Source organism: Halorubrum saccharovorum DSM 1137 (genome assembly GCF_000337915.1).
Lineage (GTDB): Archaea > Halobacteriota > Halobacteria > Halobacteriales > Haloferacaceae > Halorubrum > Halorubrum saccharovorum.
This window is the reverse complement of sequence record NZ_AOJE01000064.1, coordinates 23,620-38,310: the sequence shown is the minus strand read 5'-3', so window position 1 is coordinate 38,310 and position 14,691 is coordinate 23,620. Positions and strand designations below refer to the sequence as shown.

The following is a 14,691-nucleotide window of genomic DNA, read 5'->3' as shown; positions in this document are numbered from 1 at the left end:
TGTGTATAAGAGACAGGGTCGAGGTCGTGTTTCACCGCGTAGGTGTGCATCATCTCGATGCTGCAGCAGGCGATGCCGAACTGCAGCATGAACATCGAGGAGCCGCGACACCAGTTCAGGAACTTGTCGAACTTGGTGAGGATGAACGGCGAGGAGCCGAACGCCTCGCGGAGCCGGGAGTTAAAGCGGTCTCCCTGCCCGGTCATCCGGGCGTCGCGGGTCTCGGTTACGACTTGCGATTCGTCGGTGATGAATGGTTGATCGCTGCTCATTAGTTGAGGTCACGCTCCGTCTTTCGACTTGTCGCGCGGGGACTCCGGGCCCAGCTGATCGCGCCGGAGCGCCACGCCCAGACGAGCCCGATCGCGAGGATTCCGACGAACGCCAACATCGGCCACAGCAGGTCGATCATCGGCACGCCAGCGCTGATCGCCGGACGGTAGATGACGGCCCACGGGAACAGCAACACGGTCTCGATGTCGAACACGACGAACAACAGCGCGACCATGTAGTACTGAATGTTGAACCGGATCCGCGTCCCGCCCGTCGGGGTCTCGCCGGACTCGTAGGTGGTACTTTTACCGGTCTCAGGCACGCTCGGACGGAGCAACGCCGACACTGACATCATCCCCAGCGGGATGAGCACGCCGACGGCCGCCAAGGCGCCGATCGCTATCCAATCGCTCATATAGGTCTCCGTAACGTGCGAGGATTTGGACCGCCCCCTCATAAGCGTTGAGACTTGTGTGCCCGCGCGCGAGCGGCCCGGTATCGCCCGTTTCCGGTCGGAACGGCGGTGACGCGACTGGCAGCCGTCGATCCGGCTCGGGAAGGTCACCGTGCGGGGCAAACGCTACCGGTGACGGCGACGGCAACCAATGTATAAATCCGGTACGGTGGCGCGCCGGCTGGCAGAGAATCTCCGATTCTCGCTGGATGCTGTGAGCGACGCGGGCGACCGCAGGGGCTCCGAGCGAGCCACGAGGCGGGCGCAATCGGGGGTCTCCGCGTCAGCAGCTATTTATAAGCGAGCAGTTGCTCATCGATTCCGGAAGTCGTCGAGCCCGAGATCGTGGAGAGCGGTCGACACGTCCGCGACGCCCGCTTTCTGTTTCTCGTGGAGATCGATCAGCCGCTCCGCGACGGCGTCGTGCTCGCGCGCGAGCACCTGCGCGGCAGACAGGGCGGCGTTGTACGACTTGCCGGCGTCGACGGCGACGATCGGGGCCCCGGTGGGCATTCCGATGACCGAGTCCACCGACTTCTCTTGAACCGGGACGCCGATCACCGGGATCGGGTACGCGATCGACGCGGTCATGTTCGGGAGGTCTGCGGACTTCCCGCCCGCGCCCGCGATCACGACATCGATCCCCCGGGCCGCCGCGGTCTCCCCGTACGCGTACATGAGCTCCGGCGTCCGGTGGGCGGAGACGACGTAGCTCTCGTAGGTGAACCGCGCGTCGGGGGCGTCGTCGAAGTCGGTCTGCTCGGCGAACTCGAGTTCGTCGAGCGCCTCGTAGGCGCCCTCCATGACGGGGAGGTCGGAGTCCGACCCCATGATGATCCCCACGTCGGGGGTGGTCTCGGGGTCGGCGTCGGCCGCCGCCTCCGCTTCGAGCCGGTCGATCAGGTCTTGGACCGTCGTCATGGATGTGGGTGACGCGAGGCGGGTTGTAAATCGTGCCGGTCCGGTGGCCGGCCGGCGCGTCGCCGACGGCCGCCCCAGCGATCACAAAGTCGAAGAGCCCGGCCACGGAACCTCCGGACGAACATGCCCTCCAGACGCGCGTTTCTCGCCGGTCTCGGAACGACCGGACTGACGGCTACCGCCGGCTGTCTCGGCGGGTTCGACGGCGACCCCGGTACCGACGAGACGTACGACTGGCCGACCGGCGGCGGCGACGACTTGAACTCCCGGGCGGTTCCGAACGGCGTCGCGCCGCGCGACGACCCGACCGTCGACCGGACGCACGAGTTCGACGGGACCCCGGCCGGCGACCCGGTGGTGACCGCCGGGACGGTCCTTCTGAACGCCGGCGTGGACGTTGTCGCGCTCGACCGCGGAGACCTGAGCCGGCGGTGGGGCGTCGCTCCCGACGACAACGACGCGTTTCGCTACACCGGGGCGCCGACCGTCGCGGACGGCGTGGCGTACGTCCCGGAGAGCGACACGCTGGTCGCTCGCGAACTCGACACCGGTGAGCGGCTGTGGAGCCGGGAGTTCGAGTACGTCTTCGGGGAGACGACGCCGCTCGTCGTCGAGCGTGGGGACGGTCACCGGGTGGTGATCGGCGCCGGCGAGTACCTCCGGGCGTTCGACGGCGCGACGGGCGAACTGCAGTGGGAGCGCCGGTTGGACGGAATCGTCCGGCGTGCCGCCGCGCGCGCGCTGGCGTCGGTGTACGGCGTCGTCTACGCCGCGACCGCCGGCGGGAAACTGTACGCGGTCGACGACGACGGCCGCGTGCGCTGGACCCGGACCGTCGACGCCGGGATCCGCACCGCCCCGACCGTCGTCGGGTCTCGCGGCTCGGACGGGGAGTCGATACGGGGGTCGGGAGACGTGGTCGTCGGCGCGGGAGACGGATCGATCCGCTGTTTCGGCCCGGCCGGGGAGCCCCGGTGGCGCGCCGACCTTCGCGGGTTCGTCGAGGGCGGAATGGCGGTCGGTCACGGCGGAGTGTTCGCGGCCTCCGGCGGACGGCTGTACGCGCTGAACGCGGAGAACGGGAGCCACGCGTGGCGGACCGATATCGGGAACGCCGTTCGACCGACGCCGCCGGCGGTCGTTGGCGACACGGTCTACGTCGGCGGAGAACGGCTCCGCGGGGTCGGCGTCGACGGCGGCGTCGGTTTCCGGTCGGTCCGCGTCGGCGGGACGCGGTTCGAGCGCGAGGTCGACGGCGGCGCGAGCTACGTCACCGCCGCCGACGGGACGCTGTTCGCGACGGTGGCGACGGGGACCGGGAGCGGGCGGTTACTAGTGCTTTCCTGAGAGGTGCGTGCGGAGGCGCGGGTCGTCTGCGACTCGCGTGGAGCGTCGGGAGGGGAGTGGCCCCCGTCGTGGCGTCGCTTTCGCTACTCGGCTCGAAAGGTCAGCCCGTCGCGGAGGTCTCGCGCCCGCGAGAGCAGGGCGTCGCGGTCGGCGGCGGCGTCCGGGTCGTCGCCTCCGGCCGTCGCCGTCAGGTGCCCCATCTTCCGGAGCGGGCGCACGTCGTCTTTCCCGTACCAGTGCAGGTCGGCGGCGGGCGCGGCGAGCACGTCGTCGACGCCCGAGAGGGTCGCGGACTGAGTCTCCTCGACATCGCCGAGGACGTTCGCGGTGACCGCCGGCGCGACGAGGTCGGTCGGGCCGAGCGGCCACCCGAGGACGGCCCGGACGTGGTTCTCGAACTGCGAGGTGCGCGCGCCCTCGATGGTCCAGTGGCCGGAGTTGTGCGGCCGCGGCGCGATCTCGTTGACGAGCACGTTGCCGTCCCGGGTCTCGAACAGCTCGATCCCGAAGACCCCCCGGCCGTCGAGCACGTCGAGCACGTCTCTCGCGACCGCCTCCGCCTCGGCGACGACCGCGTCGTCGGCCCGGGCCGGCGCGACGCTCTCGCGGAGGATCTCCTCGCGGTGGACCGTCTCGGTGACGGGGTACGTCCGGGTCTCGCCGTCGGCCCCCTTCAGTCCCATCACGGCGATCTCGCGCTCGAAGTCGAGGAGCTCCTCGGCCATCGCGTTCCCGCCGACCTCGTCGAGCGCGGCGGCGGCATCGGCCGGGTCCCGAACCGGGACGTTCCCGCGACCGTCGTAGCCGCCCTCGCGGGCCTTCAGCATGACGCCGCCGAACTCCTCGACGACGCGTTCGAGCCCCTCGGCGGTGGCGACCGCGACGAACTCGGGGACGGGGATCCCGGCGTCGACCAGCGCCTCCTTCTGGACGAGCTTGTCCTGAATAGTGCGGAGCGTGTCCGGGTCGGGGTGGACCGGCACGTCGTGTTCGGCGGCCGCCTCGGCGAGCAGGTCCGGGTCCGCGAGCACGATCTCGAAGGTGAGCGCGTCGACGCGGCTCGCCAGTTCGCGGATCGCGTCGGCGTCGTCGAAGTCGCCGACGATCTGGTCGCTCACGACGGGGGCAGCCGGACAGTCCGGCGTCGGGTCCAACACGACGACCTCGACGCCGAGCCGCGCGACCGCCTCGCCCATCATCCGACCGAGCTGTCCGCCGCCGACGACGCCGAGCGTCGGTCCCGGCAGAGTGATCGACATGGACGGTCGTACCGAACGTTACTGCATAAATATTCCCACATCGACCCAGTAAATAGGCACAACCGTGTATATTCGAGGCGTGCGACGAGGAAGCCGTGCGGAACCGATTTCCGTCCGGAACGGCTCGCCGACGGTATGAAGGCCGCGAAGCGGCTCTACGACCGCGGCGACGAGTGGGCGCGCGGCCTCTCCCGCGGGCGGTACGCGACCGTGTTGGGAGCGGCGTCCGGAAGCGGTGTTCTCGCCGTCGGACTGGCGCTGAGCGGGGAGCTCCTCCTCGTTCGCGCCCTCACGATGGCGGTCGTCATGTTCGGCTTGGAGTACGCGTTCGGCGCGTTCAGCGGGTCTAGCGACGAGTAGGCGAGACGCCGGTCGGGGCGGCTCGGCGGCGGGTCCAGCACGGCGGCGCGCGGCTCACACCTCGACCGCCGCGAGGTCGCTCTCCAGTTCGTCGACGAACTCGTTGTACGCCGCGACGAACCCCCGGAACGAGTCGGCGTACTCGCGCACGTCGGCGGCCGACGGCGCCTCGTACTGCGAGAGGAGGTAGAGGCCGCCGGAACCCCCGACGCGGAGGTAGGAAACGGCCCCCTCGTCCCACTTCAGCTCCCAGCGGTCGCCGTCGACGCGGGCGGTGAAGGTGCCGTAGTCGTCGCCTTCGTACCGGTATATCTCGCCGGCCATGACCGAACAGGCCTCGCGCACGCGATCCAGGACGCGGTCGCGTTCGGCCACGATCCCGTCGGTCGAGGCCGGCTCCGGGAACTCGGCGCTCACGCCGTCGAGGACGCCCGACAGCGACTCGACCCACTCGTTCCACGCCGCGACGAAGTTCGCGTAGTCGTCGAGCGCGGTCGCCAGGTCGGCGGGCTCCGGCGGCTGCTTCGTCGAGATCACGTACACGTCCGAGCCCGACTTCGGCGAGAACAGCAGGAACTCCAGCTCGCCGGCCTCGTGTTTGACGGTCCACGACCCGCCCGGCGTCGACAGCTCCTGTCGGCCGTAGTCGCCGCCCTGCAGCTTCGCGAGCTGGTAGGCGAGCGCTCCGGCGTGGTCCCGCACGGCGGCGACGAGCTGGTCGCGTCGGTCGGCGACCGCGTCCGTGTCGCGCACGTCGAGGTCGAGCCCGAGGTCGGCGTGGGTTGTCACGGGCGTACTGGGCGCCTCACGCGGTTAACGAGTTCGGGTCGGCCGCCGAGGGCGCACGGGAACGCCCCTCACGCTATCGACACTCATGCGATCGACTCGCGTATCTCGCGGACCCGCGCCGGCTCGTCGATCCCCGAGCGCACGACCAGCGCGAACACCTCGTCGCCGTCCGGGACCGGGGCGTCGCCGCTCAAAATCGCGCCGGAGCCGGTCTCGTCGGCGAGCCACCGCCGCCCGTCCGCGATCGCCTCCCGGTTGAGCCACGCCGGCGGCCCGCCGACCACGAGCAGGGTCCGGTCCGCCCGACCCTCCGGCACCTCGACGGTGTTCTTCCCGCGAGCCGCCTTCCGGATCGTCGTCTCGATCGCTGACACCGCGGCGCTCGTGTCGACCTCGGCCGACTCCGAGGAGCCGAACAGCCCGAGCCCGAACCGCGACTCCGACTCGGGCGGCTCGACCGCCTGCGTCGCGTGACCGACCGCGGCGATCTCCCCGTCGTCGCCGACCGCTCGGGCCACGTCGCTCGCGTCGAGCACCTGCTGGGGCGTCGACGCCGCGTCGTCGGACTCCCCGGCGCCGAACAGCGCCGCCAGCCGCTCGGCGACGACCCCGTTCAGCCGGTCGCGAGCGTCGGCGATCGTCTCGCCGGGGCGGAGCCACCGGCCGTTGTCGAACGGGAAGATCGCCGCACAGCGGTCGGAGAGCGCGTCGAGGGTCCGCGCCGCGTTCTTCTCCGCGAGGGGGCGATCCGGAGGACGTTCCCCCGATCCCTCGCCGGTCGCACGGGTGGAGTCGGGCTCGCTCGGCTCGGACTCGGCGGGCGTCGGGAGTATCCCGACGGCGTAGACGGGGACGTCGTAGAGCCGCGTCAGCTCCTCGGCCAGCGCCGGCGCGACGCCGGCCCCCGCGCCGCCGCCGAGCCCGACGACGAGGACGAACGCCTCCGCGAGCGACGGCCGCTGGTCGTCCATGGCTCGGCCGAGTTCGCCGGCGTGAGCGTCGCCGAGCCGCCGGGCCGCGTGGAGGTCGCCGTCGAGACCCCCGCCGCCGGCCGCGTCGCCGAAGCGGTACCGGCGGGACTCGTCCACCGACCGAAGGGCGTCGAGCGCGGCCGCATCGGTGTCGAACGCGTTGACGCCCTGCAGGAACCGGTCCCCGTCGCTGTCGGCGGCGAGCCGGTCCGCGATCCGGCCGCCGGCGCCCCCGAGACCGATGACGTGTACTCGCATACGTCACCCCGGTCGTCGAGCGGGGGTTTATCTCTTCGGCCCGAGGCGTCGAGCGCCGGCCCGGAGCTCGCCGGTCGGCGCCCGTCGATCAGAACTCGTCGAGCCGGCGCTGCCCCCGAGGCATCTCCGGACCGACCTCCTCGGGGTCGCCGCCGAGCAGCCGGATCAGGGCGGTGTCGGCGAACGTGAGCGCCAACACGAGCACGATCGGCGCGAGGAACAGCCCGTGGAACCCGAACACGACCGGCCCGAAGATGTACGCCAACATGAGCAGCCCGACGTGGGTCGTCTTCCCGCTGAAGTAGGGCCGAAGCACGATGTCGGGGATCGTGTCGACGACGACCGCGGCGACGACGAGGAACCCGGCGACGTACACGAGCGCCGCGACCTCGTCGCCGAGGACCGACGGGACCGCGGTCACCGCCGCGAGCGGGACGTACACGATCTTCATCCCGATGACGGGAATCAGGCTGGCGACGCCGGTGAGCGCGCCCGCGAGCGCGGGGTACGGAACCTCGACGATCTCGGGCGCGACCACGTTGTAGCCGGTGTATGTCACGACGGCGATGATCGAGATGGCGATGACGTTGAGCAGGTTCCCGTACAGCACCGCCTCCAACTCGGCGTCGGCCGCTTCCAGGTACTCGCGGACGACGGCGTCGTCGTCGAACGTGAGCAGCCACTCGTGGAACTTCGACCCATCGAGCAGCAGGTAGTAGGTGACGACGATCGTGATGAGGAGATTCAACGCGAACCCCGAGAGCACGCCCGCCAGCAACGTTGCCTGCTCGGAGGCGAACTCGATGAGCGGGTCGAGCTGGCCGGACTGATACGCCCGCATGACCCCGTCGAACGTCGGGTCCGAGAGCGCGGCGAGGTCGCCGACCCAGGAGTTCTCGGCGCCGACCGTCTCGGTGACCGGGTACTGCTCGATGAACCGACGCGCCTCGATCAGCAGGAGGAGCACGGTGTAGCTCAGGAGTCCGATGAGCGGGATGCCGATCAGCGACAGCGAGGCCACCGCTCTGACCCGTGCGGGGAGCCGGAAGCGTTCGAGGCGGTGGTAGAGGCGCCGGGTCGAGTAGTAGAGGAAGACGGCGACCGTGAGCGGGGCGACGAACCGGTAGGCGATGAACCCGACCAGCAGCGCGACGACGAGTCCGAAGAGGGCGATGACGAACCGCTTTTCGTCCATGGACGTTCCTCTCCGTGGCTCGGCATAAACTATGGGGGCTCGATCGGGTCGCGGAGGGACAGGAAACGGACGAGCGGACGGGAGTCGACCCCTACCGCTCCGCGCCGTCGTCGACCGCCCGCTCGTAGCGCGCCACCTGCTCGCGGTGGAGCGAGAGGATCATGTCGGCGAGGAACCCGAAGATCAGCAGTTGGATCCCCAAGAGCGTGGCCCCGACGGCGCCGATCGTGATTATCTCGTGGGGGATCCCGTTGACGAACCAGTCGTAGAGCACGTACCCGGTCATGAGCGCCCCGGCGCTCGTCGAGACGACGCCGAGGCTGCCGAAGTAGAACAGGGGGTTGTTCGTCTTCGCCTTCCGGTACAGTTCGATGAAGATCACGCCGCCGTCGCGGACGGGGTGGAGGTTGGTCGCGGAACCGCCGGGACGCTCGCGGTAGGTGATCGGGACGACCGCGACCGACTGCCGGTTCTTCACGCACTCGACCGCCATCTCGGTCTCGATCCCGAACCCGTCGGCGGTGAGGTGGAGCCTGCGGAACGACTCGCGGGTGAACGCGCGGTAGCCGGAGAGGATGTCCCGGTAGCGCTCGCCGTGGATGAGGCGGAACGAGAAGTTGATGATCCGGTTTCCGATCCGGTTCAACCGCGTCATCGCGCCCGGACGCATGTCCGCGAACCGGTTCCCGATGACGTGGTCGGCCTCGCCGGACAGCAGCGGATCGAGCATCGCGTCGGCGTCGTCCGCGTCGTACGTCGCGTCCGCGTCGGCCATCACGACGTAGGGCGCGTCGATGTGGTCGCGGACCGCCTCCCTGACGGCCTGGCCCTTCCCCCTCCCGGACTGCTCGACGACGCGTGCGCCCGCCTCGCGGGCCGCCTCCCGCGTGCCGTCCGTCGATCCGCCGTCGATGACGAGAACCTCGTCGAACCCGGCGTCGCGGAACGACTCGACGACGCGCGCGACCGTCTCGACTTCGTCCATCGTCGGCAGCAGGACGCAGACGTCGTCGTATTCGCTCATTACGGGGTGGATATCGGGGGAGTCGCTAAACTCTGTCCCTCCGAGTCGGAGTCGTTTCGGTCACCCATACGCTCATGTACCAGACGATCGATCGTGGTAGCATGGAACACCCACCGGACGACAGCGTCGAGGAGTTGCTCAGCGCCGCCCGAACCGCCACCGGAGACGAGCTGCGAAGCCTCACGTACTTCACCGAGGAGGACGTCGAGCAGCTCTACCTCCGCAGCGACCTGAGCCGGACGGCCGACCTCGTCGGCTTCGCGGAGAGCGAGCGACACGGGTTCCACGCGCAGTCGCTGTACGCCGACACCCAGCTCGGCGACTACCGGTTCACCGTCCGCGTGTTCGAGAACGGCTACCTCACGCGCGTGATCAACAACGGCCACGGGGTGTGGGTGACGACCGACTCGATGGACATCGACCGCTTCGAGGAACTCGCGAGCGCGCTCGGGTCGATCCTGCGGTCGTTCGATCCGGCGTAGGGAAGCGCGCGCTGCCCCGCCGACCGCGGCCCCTCACTCGAAGTGGCTCCGCATCTCTGGGACCAGCTCGTCGGCGTCGACCGGCTTCGTCACGTAACCGTCGGCGCCGGCTTTCACCGCCTCCATCATCTTCTCCTGCTGATCGACGCTCGTGCACATCACGATCACCGCGTCCGGCCACCGGTCCTTGATCGCGGCGGTCGCCTCGATCCCGGTCATCTCGGGCATGACGACGTCCATCGACACCGCGTCCGGTTCGTACGCCTCGAACAGCTCCCCCGCCTCCGCGCCGTTCTCCGCCTCGCCGACGACCTCGAAGGGGCCCTCCAGCGCGTCCCGAACGACGGTCCGCTGGAACGAGGAGTCGTCGACGACGAGTACCCGCTCGGTCATGCCTGTCCGTCGGCGGCAGAACGGCATAAGCCCGCGGATCGACTCGCAACCGGTGAGGGGCTCTCTCCTCCTCCCTCTTCCGTCGCCAGCGACGTGGAATATCCCTTGTATATTTGATCAAGCGTATAATGGACATAGGAACAAGGTTAAGGTGTATCCGGCGGTATCAGCCCCTATGGAAACGCGGAAAGTTCAGCGGCTGGGGCCGTCGACGCTGGCGATGACCCTCCCCGCTGAGTGGGCGAAGGAGCACGGCGTCAACAAGGGCGACGAGGTGTCGCTGCGGATGGGCGGCAAAGGGACGCTCACGGTCCTCCCGGAGTCGGTGAGCACGGAGGAGTCGGAGGCGGTGATCAACGCGGACGCGCTCGACGCGCGCTCGCTCGAACGCGCCATCGTCGCCCAGTACGTTCTCGGGCGGCGCGTGATCCACGTCCGCAGCGAGGGGACGCTCGACAGCGAGCACATCAACGCCGTCTACAAGGCCGAGACGCAGCTGATGGGGCTCGGCGTCATCGAGGAGACGCCCTCGGATATCTCGATCCGGTGTTCCGTCGACCCGGAGGACTTCACCCTCGACAACCTGCTCGAACGGCTGGAGAACACGGGATCGACCATGCGCGGCGAGGCCGTGAAGGCGCTCGCGCACGGCAACCCCGACCTGGCTCAGCGCGCGCTCAACCGCGAGCGGCAGGCCAACAAGATCTTCGTGCTCCTGCTCCGGCTCATCTTCACGGCGTACCAGAACCCGAACCTCGCCCGCGCGGTCGGGTTAGAGGAGGGGTTCCCGTTAATCGGCTACCGTTCCGTGGCGAAGAACCTCGAACTCACCGCCGACAACGCGGAGGACATCGCCGACATCGTGATGGAGGCGGAGGGCCACACCCTCGACGTCGACAGCGCGACGATGCGCCAGATCCGGGAGTTCACCGATCAGGTGGACGAGCTGACGGCGCTCGCCGTGCGCGCGGTCGTCGAGCGCGACTACGACCTCACGGTCGAGTGTCGCGAGCTCTTCGCGCGACTCGAAGACCGCGAACAGGAGATCCTCGGAGAGCTCCCGGGCGACCTCGACAACGACACGCTGCTGATGACCCGCGAGGTGCTCGTCAGCCTCCAGCACACGGCCGAATACGCGATGCGGAACGCCGAGATCGCCGCGAACCTCGCGCTCAACAAGGAGTCCGAGCACGTCGAGATCATCTGATCCGGGCGCGATCTCCGGCCCCGTTCCTGCTCCGAATTCCCCGCGTTCGCATGAACTAAGTAGCCGCCCGCAAAGCGACGAGTATGAGTGAGGCATCCATCGAGTCCGACAAGGAGATCGGCGTGGCGCTCGCGCTGGGCGCGATCGCGGTCGTCGGCGCAGTCGTGATGTTCGGCCACCCGGCTCAGCTCGGGAAGGCCTGGGGCTTCGGGGCGGCGGTCGTCTTCGCCCTCTGTTCGGTCGTCGCCGTCCAGATCTTCGACTGAACGCGGGCCGGACGAGAAACCGTTAAGAACGTTTGACGCCTACCTCGGTGCATGAGCGAGTACACCGAGGAGGAGCAGCGCATCCTCGCGTACCTCACGGACAGCGTCACCCGTGGCGAGCGGTACGTCCGCTCAAAGACGATCGCCGACGCCATCGGTCTCACCGCTAAGCAAGTCGGCTCCCGGCTCCCCCGACTCGCCGAGAAGTCCGACGACGTGGACATCGAGAAGTGGGGCCGCGCGCGCTCGACGACGTGGCGCGTGACCCCGGAGAGCTGAGGCGGGTCCTCCCCCGTTCGCTCGAGTTCGCCCGACCGAATTCACCCGCTACACCCCGACCGCCCGACTCCGGCCGCTCGACTCGCGTGCTTTTAATTCCCGTAGCCCCAAACGGGAGCGTATGACCGTCCGAGTCTCCCGGACGTTCGAGTTCGACGCCCCCCCTGAGGACGTGTGGGCGTTCATCTCGGACGCCGAGCAGCGCGCAGGAGCGATCAGCGTCGTCGACACCTACGAGGTCCACGGCGACGGGCGGGCGACGTGGCACGTCGCGCTCCCGATCCCGATGATCCGGTCGACTATCTCCGTCGAGACGGAGGAGGTCGAGCGCGAGCCGCCCACCCGAGTGAAGTTCGTCGGCAAGTCGCGCGCCTTCCGCGTCACCGGTGAGCACACGATCACCGAGGCCGACGGCGGCTGTCGGCTGGCCAACGAGTTCGTGGTCGACGGACGGCTGCCGGGCGTCGAGTCCTTCTTCGAGCGCAACTTCGACGAGGAGCTGGACAACTTGGAGGACGCCCTTCGAGCGTCGTTCGGAACGACCGCATGAGGGTCGTCTGCGTCCAGCTCGGCGTCGAGGGCGGCGCCGTCGAGGACAACGTCGCGGCCGCGATCGAGGCGACCCGCGAGGCGGCGGCCAACGGGGCCGACCTGGTCGTCCTCCCGGAGCTGTTCGACGTGGGGTACTTCGCGTTCGAGTCGTACGCCCGCGCCGCCCAGGGCCTCGCCGGCGACCGGCTGGGTCGGTTCGCCGCGGTCGCAGGCGAGGAGGACGTGAACGTGCTGGCTGGGACCGTCGTCGAGGACCTCGCCGCGTCCGCCGCCGCCGGGGTCGACGTGCCGGCCGACGAGGGGCTCGCGAACACGGCGGTGCTGTTCGATCGAAGCGGAGACCGCCGGCTCGTCTACCGGAAGCGCCACCTGTTCGGCTACGGCTCCGAGGAGACGACCCGGATGGTCCCCGGCGAGCGGGAGCCGGTGACGGAGATCGAGGGCGTGCGCGTCGGCGTGACGACCTGCTACGACCTCCGGTTCCCCGAGCAGTTTCGGCGGATGGTCGAGGCGGGCGTCGACTGCGTTCTGGTGCCGAGCGCGTGGCCGTATCCGCGCGTGGAGCACTGGCGCACGCTCGGGCGGGCGCGGGCGATCGAGAACCTGGCGTACGTCGCGGCGGTCAACGGGAGCGGCGCGTTCGGCGGCGACGCGCTCTGCGGTCGGACGACCGTCTACGACCCGTGGGGAACGACGCTGGCGTCGGCAGGCGAGGAGCCGACGACCGTGACCGCCGAGGTCGACCCGGACCGCGTGGCCGCGGTGCGCGAGGAGTTCCCCGCGCTGCGCGACCGGCGATAGCCGCGGACCGTCTCATTTATACGGGAGAAGCGACAACGATCGGTTGCCGAAGTCCGACGCTTTTCTCGTTGGAGTTCGGCGACAAACCACGCGCCCGTCCCGACCACTCGGGCGGCGACGCCGATGACAGCCCGGGGGTCCGCTGTTCGGCCGCCGCCCGCCCGCCTCCCGTCGTTCAACCTTCCGCTTCGCCTTTCGCCGCTGATTCGCCGTTTGCCACCTCGACTTCGCCTCTCGCCGCTTCCCTCTCCCCTTTCGTCGCGTCTCGCAGCCACGGCCTCGCGTTCAACGCACTTCGATCGACCGCTCCGCGAGCGCGTCGTCCAGCGGCGGGCCGTCGAGGACGGTCGCCGGAACCCCAAGAATCACACACGATAATTCAGGCGATAGCTACTTATCTCGCTCGGGGGAGCACGTAAACGCCGCGGACGAAACCGGCCGGCCCGACCCCGTTTTCGGGCGGCCGGAGACTCGCTTCCACCGTCCGTCGTCCGTCGGCCTTCGGGCTCGGGTCGACCCGCTCCCACACCGTACCCGATCCCGTTTCTCGGTATCGCCGTCTCGTAGCAGCGGACACGCTCCCGGTCCGAGCCGAAGCGCAAGGACGAAACCCTCGGATCCCGAACCGACGGTCGAATGTTCCCCCGCGAGTACCGCGGCGTCGCCTTCGTCGTGGGCCTGTTCCTCGTCGTTCAGTTGGGCGCGTTGGCGTTGGTCCCGGAGTTCGCCGAAAGCGGCTATCAGGCGGTCGAGAACCCGGAGAACCCGACGAACAGCCTCGTGTATATCGCCGCGATCATCGCCATGACGGGGGTGATGCTCGCGGCGTTCCGCTACGACCTCGATCAGGGGATCCGGCTGCTGATCGTCGGCGTCTCCGCGTGGCTCTCGTGGTACGTCTTCTCCGCGGTGGTGTCGCCGCTCGCGGCCGCGGTGCCCGCCGTCGCGGTCGGCGTCGCCCTCCTCGCGTACCCCGAGTGGTACGTGATCGACGCCGCCGGGGTGCTGATGGGCGCGGGCGCGGCCGGACTCTTCGGCATCTCCTTCGGGCTGTTGCCCGCGCTGCTCCTGTTGGCCTTCCTGGCGGTGTACGACGCGATCTCGGTGTACGGCACCGAGCACATGCTGTCGCTCGCGGAGGGTGTGATGGACCTGAACATCCCCGTGGTGCTCGTGATCCCGCTGTCGCTCTCGTACTCGCTTCTCGGGGAGGGCGGGGAGGACGCGGAAGAATCGGAAGGCGATGCCACGGAGCCCGCCGAGCCCGACGACCCCGACGACACGGAGGCCGACGCGGGCGCCGACGACACGGAGACCGACGATGCGGGCGCCGACGTCTCGGAGCCGACCGACATCGAGGACCGCGACGCGTTCTTCATCGGGCTCGGAGACGCCGTGATCCCGGCGGTGCTCGTGGCGAGCGCGGCGAGGTTCTCCCCCGCGGATCCCCTCTCCGTGCCCCTGATCGGGATCAACGCCCCCGCGCTGCTCGCGATGGTCGGCAGCCTCGCGGGGCTGCTGGTGTTGATGAGTTGGGTGATCAAGGGGCGACCGCACGCCGGACTTCCGCTCTTAAATGGCGGCGCGATCGGCGGCTACCTGATCGGCTCCGTCGTCGCCGGCGTCCCGCTGATCGAGGCGGTCGGGCTCGGCGGATTCTTCTAAGTCGTCGTTGGGGTCGGCGGCGGTCGTTTATGAGTGGTTGCTGATGGCGGATCGACGGTGAACACCGCCAAAGCCCCAGCCGCTCGGTAGTACGTGATCTATGACTCTGCGGTGAACACCGCCAAAGCCCCAGCCGCGAGAACTCGCGCGGCTCGCTGCGCCCTTCAGTCGCTCACTCCGTTCGCTCCTTCCAGT

At 69.3% G+C, this 14,691-nt stretch carries 17 protein-coding genes and 1 pseudogene; 9 read left to right on the top strand and 9 right to left on the bottom strand.

Going from position 1 to position 14,691, the window contains the following annotated elements; translation table 11 throughout:
• The 3 genes and pseudogenes from C471_RS13180 to purE all read right to left on the bottom strand — a co-directional run.
• Positions 1 to 272: pseudogene (locus C471_RS13180) on the bottom strand (NADH-quinone oxidoreductase subunit B); the annotation flags it as partial.
• A complete protein-coding gene (locus C471_RS13175; RefSeq protein WP_004049805.1) occupies positions 272 to 688 on the bottom strand; it encodes an NADH-quinone oxidoreductase subunit A in 417 nt (138 codons plus the stop codon). The gene C471_RS13175 and the pseudogene C471_RS13180, both read right to left, overlap by 1 nt.
• 351 nt (positions 689 to 1,039) lie before the next feature.
• A complete protein-coding gene (purE, locus tag C471_RS13170) occupies positions 1,040 to 1,648 on the bottom strand; it encodes a 5-(carboxyamino)imidazole ribonucleotide mutase (RefSeq protein ID WP_004049803.1) in 609 nt (202 codons plus the stop codon).
• A 123-nt stretch (positions 1,649 to 1,771) separates the two neighbouring features.
• Here purE and C471_RS13165 point away from each other — a divergent pair, with 123 nt between their 5' ends.
• On the top strand, positions 1,772 to 2,995 hold the full coding sequence (locus C471_RS13165) for a PQQ-binding-like beta-propeller repeat protein (RefSeq protein WP_004049802.1): 1,224 nt from the start codon (positions 1,772 to 1,774) through the stop codon (positions 2,993 to 2,995).
• Positions 2,996 to 3,078: 83 nt separating this feature from the next.
• Here the strand turns inward: C471_RS13165 and C471_RS13160 are convergent, their stop codons facing one another.
• A complete protein-coding gene (locus C471_RS13160; RefSeq protein WP_004049801.1) occupies positions 3,079 to 4,254 on the bottom strand; it encodes a 5-(carboxyamino)imidazole ribonucleotide synthase in 1,176 nt (391 codons plus the stop codon).
• Positions 4,255 to 4,389: 135 nt separating this feature from the next.
• On the opposite strand from C471_RS13160, the gene C471_RS13155 reads away from it, so the two are divergent.
• A complete protein-coding gene (locus C471_RS13155) occupies positions 4,390 to 4,614 on the top strand; it encodes a hypothetical protein (protein ID WP_004049800.1) in 225 nt (74 codons plus the stop codon).
• A gap of 54 nt (positions 4,615 to 4,668) precedes the next feature.
• Here the strand turns inward: C471_RS13155 and C471_RS13150 are convergent, their stop codons facing one another.
• From C471_RS13150 to aglJ, 4 genes are all read right to left on the bottom strand, one after another.
• Positions 4,669 to 5,403, bottom strand: coding sequence for a hypothetical protein (locus C471_RS13150; RefSeq protein ID WP_004049798.1), 735 nt, complete (start codon positions 5,401 to 5,403; stop codon positions 4,669 to 4,671).
• Positions 5,404 to 5,486: 83 nt separating this feature from the next.
• Positions 5,487 to 6,632 (bottom strand): cell division protein FtsZ, encoded by a 1,146-nt coding sequence (locus tag C471_RS13145; protein WP_004049796.1) that lies wholly within the window; start codon positions 6,630 to 6,632, stop codon positions 5,487 to 5,489.
• A gap of 88 nt (positions 6,633 to 6,720) precedes the next feature.
• Positions 6,721 to 7,827: an AI-2E family transporter gene (locus tag C471_RS13140; protein ID WP_004049795.1), complete on the bottom strand. Its 1,107-nt coding sequence runs from the start codon at positions 7,825 to 7,827 to the stop codon at positions 6,721 to 6,723.
• Positions 7,828 to 7,918: 91 nt separating this feature from the next.
• The gene (aglJ, locus tag C471_RS13135) at positions 7,919 to 8,851 is read right to left on the bottom strand and encodes an S-layer glycoprotein N-glycosyltransferase AglJ (protein WP_004049793.1); all 933 of its coding nucleotides are present in this window, start codon (positions 8,849 to 8,851) and stop codon (positions 7,919 to 7,921) included.
• A 101-nt stretch (positions 8,852 to 8,952) separates the two neighbouring features.
• Between aglJ and C471_RS13130 the strand changes: the two genes are divergently transcribed.
• The gene (locus C471_RS13130; RefSeq protein WP_004049791.1) at positions 8,953 to 9,333 is read left to right on the top strand and encodes a DUF7522 family protein; all 381 of its coding nucleotides are present in this window, start codon (positions 8,953 to 8,955) and stop codon (positions 9,331 to 9,333) included.
• Positions 9,334 to 9,366: 33 nt separating this feature from the next.
• On the opposite strand, the gene C471_RS13125 is transcribed toward C471_RS13130, so the two are convergent.
• Positions 9,367 to 9,726, bottom strand: a complete 360-nt coding sequence (locus tag C471_RS13125; protein WP_004049789.1) for a response regulator — start codon at positions 9,724 to 9,726, stop codon at positions 9,367 to 9,369.
• A 175-nt stretch (positions 9,727 to 9,901) separates the two neighbouring features.
• Between C471_RS13125 and C471_RS13120 the strand changes: the two genes are divergently transcribed.
• The 6 genes from C471_RS13120 (at position 9,902) to C471_RS13095 (ending at position 14,496) form a co-directional block, all read left to right on the top strand.
• Positions 9,902 to 10,933 (top strand): phosphate signaling complex PhoU family protein, encoded by a 1,032-nt coding sequence (locus C471_RS13120; protein ID WP_004049787.1) that lies wholly within the window; start codon positions 9,902 to 9,904, stop codon positions 10,931 to 10,933.
• Positions 10,934 to 11,016: 83 nt separating this feature from the next.
• The gene (locus C471_RS13115; protein WP_004049785.1) at positions 11,017 to 11,199 is read left to right on the top strand and encodes a DUF7525 family protein; all 183 of its coding nucleotides are present in this window, start codon (positions 11,017 to 11,019) and stop codon (positions 11,197 to 11,199) included.
• Between the two features lie 51 nt (positions 11,200 to 11,250).
• Positions 11,251 to 11,478: a DUF7123 family protein gene (locus C471_RS13110; RefSeq protein WP_004049784.1), complete on the top strand. Its 228-nt coding sequence runs from the start codon at positions 11,251 to 11,253 to the stop codon at positions 11,476 to 11,478.
• A 121-nt stretch (positions 11,479 to 11,599) separates the two neighbouring features.
• Positions 11,600 to 12,028 (top strand): CoxG family protein, encoded by a 429-nt coding sequence (locus C471_RS13105; protein WP_004049782.1) that lies wholly within the window; start codon positions 11,600 to 11,602, stop codon positions 12,026 to 12,028.
• Entirely contained in the window at positions 12,025 to 12,831 is an 807-nt protein-coding gene (locus C471_RS13100; RefSeq protein ID WP_004049780.1) for a carbon-nitrogen family hydrolase, read from the top strand. The genes C471_RS13105 and C471_RS13100 overlap by 4 nt, the downstream gene beginning before the upstream one ends.
• A 636-nt stretch (positions 12,832 to 13,467) precedes the next feature.
• Positions 13,468 to 14,496, top strand: a complete 1,029-nt coding sequence (locus C471_RS13095; RefSeq protein WP_004049777.1) for a presenilin family intramembrane aspartyl protease PSH — start codon at positions 13,468 to 13,470, stop codon at positions 14,494 to 14,496.
• The last annotated feature ends 195 nt before the right edge of the window (positions 14,497 to 14,691 follow it).

Coding starts and splice junctions, on each gene's coding strand:
- C471_RS13155 (WP_004049800.1), top strand. CDS start 4,390: ATGAAGGCCGCGAAGCGGCTCTACGACCGCGGCGACGAGTGGGCGCGC.
- C471_RS13160 (WP_004049801.1), bottom strand. CDS start 4,254: ATGTCGATCACTCTGCCGGGACCGACGCTCGGCGTCGTCGGCGGCGGA.
- aglJ (WP_004049793.1), bottom strand. CDS start 8,851: ATGAGCGAATACGACGACGTCTGCGTCCTGCTGCCGACGATGGACGAA.
- C471_RS13120 (WP_004049787.1), top strand. CDS start 9,902: ATGGAAACGCGGAAAGTTCAGCGGCTGGGGCCGTCGACGCTGGCGATG.
- C471_RS13145 (WP_004049796.1), bottom strand. CDS start 6,632: ATGCGAGTACACGTCATCGGTCTCGGGGGCGCCGGCGGCCGGATCGCG.
- C471_RS13130 (WP_004049791.1), top strand. CDS start 8,953: ATGGAACACCCACCGGACGACAGCGTCGAGGAGTTGCTCAGCGCCGCC.
- C471_RS13095 (WP_004049777.1), top strand. CDS start 13,468: ATGTTCCCCCGCGAGTACCGCGGCGTCGCCTTCGTCGTGGGCCTGTTC.
- C471_RS13140 (WP_004049795.1), bottom strand. CDS start 7,827: ATGGACGAAAAGCGGTTCGTCATCGCCCTCTTCGGACTCGTCGTCGCG.
- C471_RS13165 (WP_004049802.1), top strand. CDS start 1,772: ATGCCCTCCAGACGCGCGTTTCTCGCCGGTCTCGGAACGACCGGACTG.
- C471_RS13175 (WP_004049805.1), bottom strand. CDS start 688: ATGAGCGATTGGATAGCGATCGGCGCCTTGGCGGCCGTCGGCGTGCTC.
- C471_RS13105 (WP_004049782.1), top strand. CDS start 11,600: ATGACCGTCCGAGTCTCCCGGACGTTCGAGTTCGACGCCCCCCCTGAG.
- C471_RS13115 (WP_004049785.1), top strand. CDS start 11,017: ATGAGTGAGGCATCCATCGAGTCCGACAAGGAGATCGGCGTGGCGCTC.
- purE (WP_004049803.1), bottom strand. CDS start 1,648: ATGACGACGGTCCAAGACCTGATCGACCGGCTCGAAGCGGAGGCGGCG.
- C471_RS13100 (WP_004049780.1), top strand. CDS start 12,025: ATGAGGGTCGTCTGCGTCCAGCTCGGCGTCGAGGGCGGCGCCGTCGAG.
- C471_RS13110 (WP_004049784.1), top strand. CDS start 11,251: ATGAGCGAGTACACCGAGGAGGAGCAGCGCATCCTCGCGTACCTCACG.
- C471_RS13125 (WP_004049789.1), bottom strand. CDS start 9,726: ATGACCGAGCGGGTACTCGTCGTCGACGACTCCTCGTTCCAGCGGACC.